This window comes from Paenibacillus tianmuensis (genome assembly GCF_900100345.1).
Taxonomy (GTDB): domain Bacteria; phylum Bacillota; class Bacilli; order Paenibacillales; family NBRC-103111; genus Paenibacillus_G; species Paenibacillus_G tianmuensis.
Genome location: NZ_FMTT01000030.1, coordinates 56,746 through 66,000, shown reverse-complemented (window position 1 = coordinate 66,000; position 9,255 = coordinate 56,746). Strand labels below are relative to the sequence as shown.

The window sequence follows — 9,255 nt, the reverse complement described above, 5'->3', positions numbered from 1 at the left end:
CCTACGTGTTACTCACCCGTCCGCCGCTAGCTTTACCCGAAGGTAAAACCCGCTCGACTTGCATGTATTAGGCACGCCGCCAGCGTTCGTCCTGAGCCAGGATCAAACTCTCCATTAAAGAAAAGCTGATTAAAGCTCAAAATTTACTACTGACGAGAATTTTCATTCTCTTTATGACACTCACTCAATGTTCAGTTTTCAAAGGGCAATTCATTTCCCAGCATCCCGATCGGTTAATTTAACTTCTCGAAAGCGACCTCTTTAATATATCACATCTGTTATATCATTGCAAGCTTTATTTTTTTCAAGATTCGAAAGTCTCAAGTTTTTAAAGCCTGCCGCAGAAGCGACAAGGAGTAATATATCAAATCTAAAAACAGAAAGCAACCCTTTTTTTATATTTTATTTTTTCCACTAGAATAAATATGACTCTAAGCCATAACAAAGCCGCGGCCATCCGGGTCAACGGCGGCAGCGGCTTTGCAAAGAACCAATGTCAGACCGACCACGCTTCGAGCTTCAGCAGCGGCTCGGCTTTCATGTCGAACGACGCGAATTGCCCGCGGCGGTATTTCAAAAAAGCCGCGGCGGCAATCATCGCCGCGTTGTCGGTGCACAGGCTGAGCGGCGGCGCCAGCAGCGGAATGCCCGCTTCCGCGCAGCGAGCCTCGAGCTCGGCGCGCAGGCCCTTGTTGGCGGCGACCCCACCGGCAAGGATAAGCTGCTTCGCGCCGTAAGCGCGCACGGCGCGGAGAGCCTTCTCGACTAGGACGTCGATGACCGAGTCCTGGAAGCCTTTCGCCACGGCCTCTGGGGCCAGCGGCTGGCCTTTCATGGCGGCCTGATTCAGAGCCGCCAGCACGGCCGACTTCAGCCCGCTGAAGCTGAAGTCGTAGGAATCCGGCTCCAGCCAGGCGCGGGGAAGCGTGACCGCTTCCCGGGCCTCGTGCGCCAGCCGGTCAATATGCGGGCCGCCGGGATAAGGCAGCTTGAGCGCCCGCGCAACTTTGTCGTAAGCTTCGCCCACCGCGTCGTCCCGGGTCTGCCCGATGATACGGAAGCGCCCCTCGGCTTCCACAAAGACGAGCTCGGTGTGGCCTCCGGAGACGACCAGCGCCACAAACGGGTATTCCAGCTCATTCACGAGCTGATTGGCATAAATATGCCCGGCGATATGATGCACGCCGATCAGCGGCAGCTCAAGGGCGCAGGCCAGCGCCTTAGCCGCCACCATACCGACCAGCAAGGAACCTACCAGGCCAGGCCCTTGCGTCACGGCGACAGCGGCCAGCTCGGTCGGCTTCACGTTCGCCTTGTCCAGCGCCTCTTCGATAATCCACGTGATGGATTCCACATGCTTGCGCGAGGCGACCTCGGGCACGACGCCGCCGAATCGCTGGTGCGTCTCGATCTGGCTGGACACAACGTTCACCAAAATATCTTTGCCGTCGCGGACAATAGCTACGGACGTCTCGTCGCAGCTTGTTTCCACAGCCAATATATAAACAGGTCCGCCGTCCCGGTCCGGGCGAACGGACACCGCTTCGTTCGATTGTTCGTTCATCGTCAATAAACCTCTCGTCTGTTCTCGAACCGCTCGCAGGCAGCCGTTTTCTTTTAGTTGGAGAGCCGTTCCGCTTTGGGCAGGTCCGCCCACATAATAATCGCATCTTCTTTATTGTCGGTATAATAGCCCCGTCGAATACCGACGGAACGAAATCCCAGCTTCTCATACAAGCGCTGGGCAATCAAATTGGACGGGCGCACCTCCAGCGTCATGCGCAGCGTCCCGTAAAAAACGGCCGTCTGCTGCATTTCCACAAGTAGCCGCTCCCCGAGCTTGCGCCCGCGGTATTTTTCGCGAATCGCGATATTGGTGACGTGCGCCTCCTCCATGATCAGCCACATACCACCGTAGCCGGCAATTTCGCCTTCGTATTCCAAAACGAGATATTTGGCGAAATTATTACTCGTCAGCTCGTTGTAAAACGCCCCGGCTGTCCAAGGCGTCGGGAACGATTCCTGCTCGATCTCACAGATCACGGGGATGTCGTCCGTGTTCATCGGGCGAAAATGCATAGCCCCGTCATAGACAGGTTGCGCTTCGCGTTTAGATTCCATGTCGGACAGGCCTCCCCTAAGATTTCTTGGCGAGAAGTTTGGCTTCCGCTTCCGCCAATTGCGTATAGTTCGGAACCAATCCGTGAACATCCTCCGTCTCCCCCCGCTTCCACCGCATCTGGCCAAGCTCGGCGATATGGCGGGCCCGCAGCTCATGCGGAGCTTCCGTTACCGATCCGTCCCAACGGGAGGCAAACGAACGGATCGCTTCCCGATGCAGCTCCAGCTCGCCCGTAAATATGACGCGGCCGGGTCCGGTTTCCGCCGATGCACCCAAGGAAAGGAGCTCATCCGTCCAAGAGGCGGTCAGACGAATCCCGTCCGGCACCCGGCACTTCCAGCCCTCGGGCGAAGCGGCGTACAGCGCCGTGAACGCTTGCCCCCTGCGGGCGTCGATCAGCGGGACGACCCATGTCGGTTCCCCCGTCGCGCGCGCCGCGTCAAGCAGCGTATCCATCGCCTGAAGCGCACCGCACCGCACGATTTCCCCGTCTTGAAGCGCGCCGAATTCCGAGGCGGAACCAGCTCCGCCGAGCGCCAACGCTTCGAGCGTAGAGACGCCGAGCAAAGCCAGCTTCTGCGTCCAGGCAAAGGTTTTGGCCACGGTCACGCCAATCCGCACGCCGGTATAAGAACCGGGCCCGACGCCGACGGCAAACGCCGACAGCTCGTCCGGCCGTACGCCGCACTCCGCCATGAGCCGCTGCAAGTTCGGCACAAGGTAAAGCGAATGGTTTCGCTCCGCTTTCGAAGTAATTTCCCCCAAGATTTCCCGTCCCCGGGTCAACGCGGTTGTCATCGATACGGTTGACGTATCGACGGACAGCATAAGCTTGCCGTCGCCGTATAAAGTCGAATCTGATGCCGTATTCTGAATCATGTTAACCATCCGTTCTGTTGTAGCTTCGCGCACCATGCTTCATAAGGGTCGCCTGACGGCTTGAGCGTGAAGCTTCGCTCGTTTTCTCCGTCGGTCTCAATCCGAATCTCCAACCGCTGCGGAGGCAAAATCTCTTCGATCAGCGAAGCCCATTCGATAAGCGTAATGCCGTTTCCGTAAAAATATTCGTCCAGCCCCAAGTCATCCGCCTCCTCCAAAGACAACCGATACACGTCCATATGGTAGAAAGGGAACGCGGAACCCTCATATTCTTTGATGATCGTAAACGTAGGACTGTTCACGATGTCCTTGACACCTATCGCCTTGGCTACCGCTTGCGAGAATGTCGTCTTGCCCGCCCCCAGGTCGCCGTCGAGCGTAATGACGGTTCCCGGGATAAACAACGAGGCCAAGCGTTCCGCCAATACGGAAGTATCGGCGACGTGACGGGCTTGAAATGCATAAGTGGCCATGTCAGGATCGTCCCTTCATCCGGTAAAATGATTATAGCCGCGCTTGGCGAGCGGTACTGCACTGCCGTCGCTGCGCACAAGCCGTACGCCGGAATGCTTCCCGTGGACATATCCGATCAGATAGAGCGGCAGTCCCGCTTCCTTAAACTGCATCTGCAGCTCGACGGCGTGCTCGGCGGGCGCCGTTCCGATTAATTGGTAATCCTCGCCGCCGTACAACATGTAATCCAGCGAGGCCTTCCCCTGCCTTGAGGCATAGTCCAGCAGCTCGCCGGATACGGGAATCCGGTCTTCGATCAGGTCGATTCCGATATTCGACGCCACAGCAATCTCCCACGCTTCGCTGGCGATCCCGTCGCTGACGTCGTTGAGCGCATGGCAAAAGCCGGACCGCCGCAGCAGCTCGCCCGCCTCGATCTGCGGCTCCGGACGGCAGTGCGCCCGGATCAGTCCGGGATACCGCTTCAGCTCCGGATCGGTGTCCCATTCCTCCGACGGCTTGTTCTTCCCCAGAAGCCATTCCAGTCCGGCCGCCGAATCGCCGGTAAAACCGGTAATAAATACGGCATCTCCCAGTCTGGCTGCCGAACGGAGCAGCGCTTTGTCCGGTTCCGTCTCTCCGATCACCGTTACGGTCAGTGTGACGCCCCCGATACACGAAGTCGTATCTCCGCCTGTGACAACGACCCGGTAGCGGTTCGCACATTCGTACAGCCCGTCGTACATTGCGCGCACACGCTCCACCGGCGTCGATTTCGGCATGCTGAGCGCCACGAGGGCATACCGCGGAGTCCCTCCCATCGCAGCGATATCGCTGACGGCGGAAGCCATCGCTTTGTACCCGACATCCGCATCGCGCATCGTCACCCGCTTGAAATGAATGTCTTCCGTCATCGTATCGCAAGTGAGAATCCACCGGCTATCCGAAGAGGCGCGAACGACGGCCGCATCGTCGCCGATCCCTGTCTCCACGCCGCCGGCCCGTTGAAAAGCGATCGTTTGCTTCCCGCCGTTCAGCAGGTCGATCAGAGTAAATTCGTCGACCGAGCTCACAATCTATCCGCCTCCGCTCTCGTATTGACAATTATTATAGCCGTTCCTTTGTATCTAGACAAACATGCCGTTTTGCCTATCGTCAAAGCCGCCCGGTACCGTTCGAAACGTTCCATCGCCCCCGGATCTTAGGTATATAATAACACCGATTCCCTATTACTGACTATCGGCTTGCCCGATTGCTTGAGCCCCGAAGCCACTTTACGCAGCAAAAAAAAGCTTCCCCCAGCCATGGGCCCTCTCGGCCTGCATGCTTTTCGGAAAGCTTTTGCTCAAACACGATCCTCGCGGGAGTTATTGGACTTCCTGAAGCTCTCCGACCGAAACGACGCGGGCGTCGGCAGGGCGGTCTTCCACATGCACTTTGGCCGTCTCCTGCTCGGGGTCCACGCTGTCGATCCATACGGATACGCCGTTCAACTCCACGCTGACTTTTTCTTCGGCTTTCATAATTTCTTGAGCGCGGTATACTTTCATGACCCGTTGTCCTCCCCGCTGATAACCGATTCGGGATGATCCATCGTATCGGTCGTCGATTCCTCGATCAGTCCGTTATGGATCGTCACCTGCCCGCCGCCAAGACCTTCGTTGATCATCCGGTCGATGTCCATAAAATTGGAGTCCCGCCCTTCATGGGCCGCATCATCTGTAAACTTGCCGCCTGGCGTATTGGCTTCGCTCATGCTTCCTTTTCCTCCTCTGATCGAAATGTTTTGTTTCTGGCCGGCATGACGATGCTTTTTGGCGATCCATGCAGCCTTCTTCTGTAGCATGTCCCAATTTCTTGCACCGACATTCGTGCGCGGTGTAATGGGACGCTTCCATTTTGCGTATACTGTATAGAAAGCAGACGGCCAGCTCAGGCCCTCGGGAGGTACAGCCATGCATACGGTTTGGAAAGGCGCCATCAGCTTCGGCTTGGTGCACGTGCCTGTCAAGATGTTCTCGGCGACGGAAGACAAGGACATCTCGATGCGCATGATTCACAAGGATTGCAATACTCCGCTGAATTTTATCCGCAAATGCCAGCACTGCGAGCGCGAAGTGGAGTGGGGGGAAATCGTCCGAGGCTACGAGTACGATCCGGGCTCGTTCGTGCTGTTCGAGAAGGACGAGCTGGAGAAGCTGACCGGGGAGATCACCAAAGAAATCAAGATTCTCGATTTCGTGGACTTGTCGGACATCGACCCGGTTTATTTTCAAAAAACGTACTACCTCGCTCCGAACGAAACCGGCGCCGGGGCTTATAGTCTGCTGCTCGAAGCGATGCGGCAAACGGGCAAAATCGGCATTGCCAAAGTGTCCATCCGGTCCAAAAGCAGCTTGGCCGCCATTCGCATTATCGACCGGTGCATTGCGATGGAGACGATTTTTTACCCGGATGAAATCCGCTCGGTGGAACATGTGCCGAATCTCCCGGAGCAGAGCAACGTCAACGAGAAGGAGCTCGAAATGGCGAAGCTGTTGATCGGCCAGTTGGCGACGAAGTTCGAGCCGGAAAAATACAAGGACGATTACCGTGCGGCCGTGCTGCAAGCGATCGAGGCGAAGGTTTCCGGCCAGCAGGTCCGCGTCGCGCCGGAGCCGCATAAAGCGAACGTTATCGATCTGATGGCCGCGCTGCAGGCGAGCCTCGAAGCGGTGAAACCAGTCGTAACCGAGCCTACGCCGGGGACGACCGAGAAAGCTAAAGCCGCGAAACCAAGAAAAGGCAAAGCAAAAACGAAAGAAACGATCGGCTAAGCGCCGATCGTTTCTTTATGCCGGGAGAGCTCCCTCTCCATGCTTACTTGCTCCAGTCCTGCAAGCACCAAACCTGAGTAATCCAATCTTTATAAAACTCCGGCTCGTGGGAAACGAGCAGAATGGTCCCTTTGTACTCCTTCAGCGCTTCCTTGAACGCTTCCTTCGCCCTGACGTCCAGATGGTTCGTAGGTTCGTCCAGCACGAGAAGATTGCTGTCTGTCAGCATGAGCTCGCACAGGCGGACCTTCGCTTGCTCCCCGCCGCTAAGCGAGCTAAGAGGCTGCCGGATATGCTTTTCGGTCAGGCCGGCCATGCCGAGCGTCTGCCGGATTTCCTTCTGCGTCTTATCTGGCCGCAGCGACCACAGCCGCTCCAGCGCCGTTTCGTCCGAAGGCAATTGCTCCTGGGCGAAATAAGCCGGTACGACCCGTTCGCCGAGCTGTACCGTGCCGCGTAACGGCGGCAGCAGGCCCAGCATCGTTTTGAGCATGGTCGACTTCCCGATGCCGTTGTACCCGACAACCGCCACTTTTTCCCCGCGTTTCATTTGCAGGTTTACAGGAACGGATAGCGGCTCCGCATAGCCGAATTGCAGCTGCTTCGCTTCCATGATCCGGGTCACGGGTTCCATATGGACATGAAAGCTGTAGCGGGGCCGCGGCCCCGACGTCGGTTTCTCAATCCGCTCCATTCGCTCCAGCGCTTTTTCCCGGCTTTTCGCTTGCTTGGCTTTCCGGTTCCGGTTCTTTTGGATATAGCTCTCCAGCCGGTCGATTTCCTTCTGTTGGCGCTCGTAGGCGTCCTGCCACTGCAACCGGCTTAGTTCGTAATGTTTGACGAACGCGGCATAGTTCCCGGCGTAACGCTTGATGGTCTGATGCTCCAAATGAAAGATCGTCGTTGTAATTTCATTCAGAAAGGCTTCGTCATGCGAGACGACAAGATACGCCTGTTCATAGCGCTTCAAATAGCCGGTCAGCCATTCGATATGCACGTCGTCCAAGTAGTTGGTCGGCTCGTCGAGCAATAATACGTGCGGCTCCTCCAGCAGCAGCTTGCCCAGCAGCAGCTTCGTGCGCTGCCCCCCGCTCAGCTTATCGACCTCCCGGTCTTTGCCGAGCTCAAGAATGCCTAATCCGGCAGCTACCTCTTCAATCTTGGAATCGATACCGTAAAAATCGGCATGCTCTAGCCGGCTTTGCAGCTCGCCGTACCGGATTAACAGCGGTTCGAGGTTGGCGTCCGCCGCGGCCATTTGCTCCGCGACCCGATGCAGGGTTCGTTCCAGCTCATACAGATGAGCGAAAGCGCCTCGCAAATAGTCCATAATCGTCATTCCCGCCTGCAGATCGGCATGCTGCTCCAAATAACCGAGCCGCGCTTGCGAAAGCCATTCGATTTTGCCTGCATCGGGAAGCAGTTGTCCCGCCAAGACGCGCAGCAAGGTCGACTTGCCGGCCCCGTTGCTGCCGACGAGTCCCGCATGCTCTCCCCGCAGCAGCCGGAATTGGATATTTTGGAATATTTTTTTGTCCCCATACGTATGGGTAAGCTGTTCAACGTTTAACATACTCATAAAAGCTTTCTCCTTTTCGCTTCAGGTTCGAAGCCAACCGGAGAAACAGCCGGACAAAGCTCTATTCAATTAGTCTAGGTTGTATAGAAAACAAAAACGGGCAAGGCGAACACGCCCTGACCCGTTGCAAATTGTATCATTTGAACGAAAGGAATCGAGTTCTTTATCTACTGTTCTTCGGTTGGCTTAGGGTGAAAAATGGGCAGACTTCTCCCGTTTAAGCCAAATTCCGTTTCAGAACAGTCGATAAGAAAAACATTTCCTTTCCACCTCGTTATCCCAAAGTTAGTTATATTGCACCTTCAACTATACCGAGCCACTGCCTGTTGTGTCAAGCGGCAGAAACCGGAGTCAGGACGATATTCATGTAACGGTTATTTGATCCGTCGCGCATTCTTTTTTTGACACGTTCACTACTGACTGGATACTCGGATGCCGCATCGTGCCGTTTGGGGTAAACTCTAAAAATTCAACTTTCACTTTGAGCTCCGGCCTTACCCAAACTGCGTCTTTGGACCTTTCCGGTTCATTCATGAAAGGCTTACGGTCAATAACCATGCGGCTGGTCAGTTCCGTAATCCGCACCCAATCGTGGTTTGTTAATTTTCCCGTACCCGCGTGGCCGATATATAATAGATCTTGCTCGTTCGTGTATAAGCCCAGCAACAAGGAATTAACAATTTTGTTCCGAAGGGTGACGCCCCCTACGATCGCATAAAGATCTTTATAAATTTTTTGTTTTTTCCACCTTCCGTCCTTTCCGTTGATGGCGTATTTGCTGGAAAGATCTTTATACACCACGCCTTCCATCCGGTATTCCTTCATAAGACTGAATAGTGCGCTTCCATCTGGGAAGTTTTGCGTCACTTGAATGTTATTTCTCGGCGTAATGATTCTCTCCAGTAATTGTAGTCGATTCGCTAATGTATTCCCGGTCATCCATGCTCCGTTGTAAAATAATACGTCGAAAATCATATAGGTTACGGGGACCTTGGCAATAGATAATTGGATCTTCTGAGTTTGTTTCAGACTATCCCTCTTCATGATTTCATGAAAGGAGGGCTTGTTGTTGTCGAAAGCAATGATCTCGCCATCAAGAATAACAGAGTCCGCATGACAGAATGCTTTGGTATCAAGCAATTCCGGGTACTGTAACGTCCGCTCATTCAGCTTCCGGTTAAATAACCGGGTTTCAACCCCGTTAAAATAATGCAGCATCCTTACCCCATCCCATTTTATTTGGGCTACCCAATCGCTTCCGGATGGGGAGACGTTCGTACTGACAGGTTCGAACGGAAAAATCGGCTTTAGCTCCATAATCTCCCTCGCAAAATTAGCTATAATTCATATTCAATTATCCCCCATATCCTATGGTTTGTTTCAAGAAAGCATGATTCCAAAACAAA

At 54.8% G+C, this 9,255-nt stretch carries 10 protein-coding genes and 1 rRNA gene; 1 reads left to right on the top strand and 10 read right to left on the bottom strand.

Annotation, left to right across the window (positions count from 1 at the left end; genetic code table 11):
- From BLO51_RS18610 to BLO51_RS18575, 8 genes are all read right to left on the bottom strand, one after another.
- A 16S ribosomal RNA gene (locus BLO51_RS18610) occupies positions 1 to 118 on the bottom strand; the annotation flags it as partial.
- A gap of 378 nt (positions 119 to 496) precedes the next feature.
- Positions 497 to 1,564, bottom strand: coding sequence for a tRNA (adenosine(37)-N6)-threonylcarbamoyltransferase complex transferase subunit TsaD (gene tsaD / locus BLO51_RS18605; protein ID WP_090674263.1), 1,068 nt, complete (start codon positions 1,562 to 1,564; stop codon positions 497 to 499).
- 53 nt (positions 1,565 to 1,617) lie between these two features.
- Positions 1,618 to 2,121 carry a ribosomal protein S18-alanine N-acetyltransferase gene (rimI, locus tag BLO51_RS18600; protein ID WP_090674261.1) on the bottom strand — a complete coding sequence of 168 codons (504 nt, stop codon included), beginning with the start codon at positions 2,119 to 2,121 and terminating at the stop codon, positions 1,618 to 1,620.
- Between the two features lie 16 nt (positions 2,122 to 2,137).
- Positions 2,138 to 3,001 carry a tRNA (adenosine(37)-N6)-threonylcarbamoyltransferase complex dimerization subunit type 1 TsaB gene (gene tsaB / locus BLO51_RS18595; protein WP_174551271.1) on the bottom strand — a complete coding sequence of 288 codons (864 nt, stop codon included), beginning with the start codon at positions 2,999 to 3,001 and terminating at the stop codon, positions 2,138 to 2,140.
- Positions 2,998 to 3,474: a tRNA (adenosine(37)-N6)-threonylcarbamoyltransferase complex ATPase subunit type 1 TsaE gene (tsaE, locus tag BLO51_RS18590; protein WP_090674260.1), complete on the bottom strand. Its 477-nt coding sequence runs from the start codon at positions 3,472 to 3,474 to the stop codon at positions 2,998 to 3,000. The genes tsaB and tsaE overlap by 4 nt, the downstream gene beginning before the upstream one ends.
- Before the next feature lie 15 nt (positions 3,475 to 3,489).
- On the bottom strand, positions 3,490 to 4,527 hold the full coding sequence (thiL, locus tag BLO51_RS18585) for a thiamine-phosphate kinase (RefSeq protein ID WP_090674258.1): 1,038 nt from the start codon (positions 4,525 to 4,527) through the stop codon (positions 3,490 to 3,492).
- A gap of 294 nt (positions 4,528 to 4,821) precedes the next feature.
- On the bottom strand, positions 4,822 to 5,004 hold the full coding sequence (locus BLO51_RS18580) for an H-type small acid-soluble spore protein (RefSeq protein WP_090674257.1): 183 nt from the start codon (positions 5,002 to 5,004) through the stop codon (positions 4,822 to 4,824).
- Positions 5,001 to 5,210 carry a hypothetical protein gene (locus BLO51_RS18575; RefSeq protein WP_090674269.1) on the bottom strand — a complete coding sequence of 70 codons (210 nt, stop codon included), beginning with the start codon at positions 5,208 to 5,210 and terminating at the stop codon, positions 5,001 to 5,003. Before BLO51_RS18575 ends, BLO51_RS18580 begins: the two co-directional genes overlap by 4 nt.
- 199 nt (positions 5,211 to 5,409) lie before the next feature.
- Between BLO51_RS18575 and ku the strand changes: the two genes are divergently transcribed.
- On the top strand, positions 5,410 to 6,270 hold the full coding sequence (gene ku, locus BLO51_RS18570; protein WP_090674255.1) for a non-homologous end joining protein Ku: 861 nt from the start codon (positions 5,410 to 5,412) through the stop codon (positions 6,268 to 6,270).
- Between the two features lie 43 nt (positions 6,271 to 6,313).
- On the opposite strand, the gene BLO51_RS18565 is transcribed toward ku, so the two are convergent.
- The gene (locus BLO51_RS18565; protein WP_090674254.1) at positions 6,314 to 7,849 is read right to left on the bottom strand and encodes an ABC-F family ATP-binding cassette domain-containing protein; all 1,536 of its coding nucleotides are present in this window, start codon (positions 7,847 to 7,849) and stop codon (positions 6,314 to 6,316) included.
- Positions 7,850 to 8,212: 363 nt separating this feature from the next.
- Positions 8,213 to 9,166, bottom strand: a complete 954-nt coding sequence (locus BLO51_RS18560) for an ATP-dependent DNA ligase (protein ID WP_090674252.1) — start codon at positions 9,164 to 9,166, stop codon at positions 8,213 to 8,215.
- Positions 9,167 to 9,255 lie beyond the last annotated feature (89 nt).

Coding starts and splice junctions, on each gene's coding strand:
- tsaD (WP_090674263.1), bottom strand. CDS start 1,564: ATGAACGAACAATCGAACGAAGCGGTGTCCGTTCGCCCGGACCGGGAC.
- rimI (WP_090674261.1), bottom strand. CDS start 2,121: ATGGAATCTAAACGCGAAGCGCAACCTGTCTATGACGGGGCTATGCAT.
- tsaB (WP_174551271.1), bottom strand. CDS start 3,001: ATGATTCAGAATACGGCATCAGATTCGACTTTATACGGCGACGGCAAG.
- tsaE (WP_090674260.1), bottom strand. CDS start 3,474: ATGGCCACTTATGCATTTCAAGCCCGTCACGTCGCCGATACTTCCGTA.
- BLO51_RS18580 (WP_090674257.1), bottom strand. CDS start 5,004: ATGAAAGTATACCGCGCTCAAGAAATTATGAAAGCCGAAGAAAAAGTC.
- BLO51_RS18575 (WP_090674269.1), bottom strand. CDS start 5,210: ATGAGCGAAGCCAATACGCCAGGCGGCAAGTTTACAGATGATGCGGCC.
- ku (WP_090674255.1), top strand. CDS start 5,410: ATGCATACGGTTTGGAAAGGCGCCATCAGCTTCGGCTTGGTGCACGTG.
- BLO51_RS18565 (WP_090674254.1), bottom strand. CDS start 7,849: ATGAGTATGTTAAACGTTGAACAGCTTACCCATACGTATGGGGACAAA.
- BLO51_RS18560 (WP_090674252.1), bottom strand. CDS start 9,166: ATGGAGCTAAAGCCGATTTTTCCGTTCGAACCTGTCAGTACGAACGTC.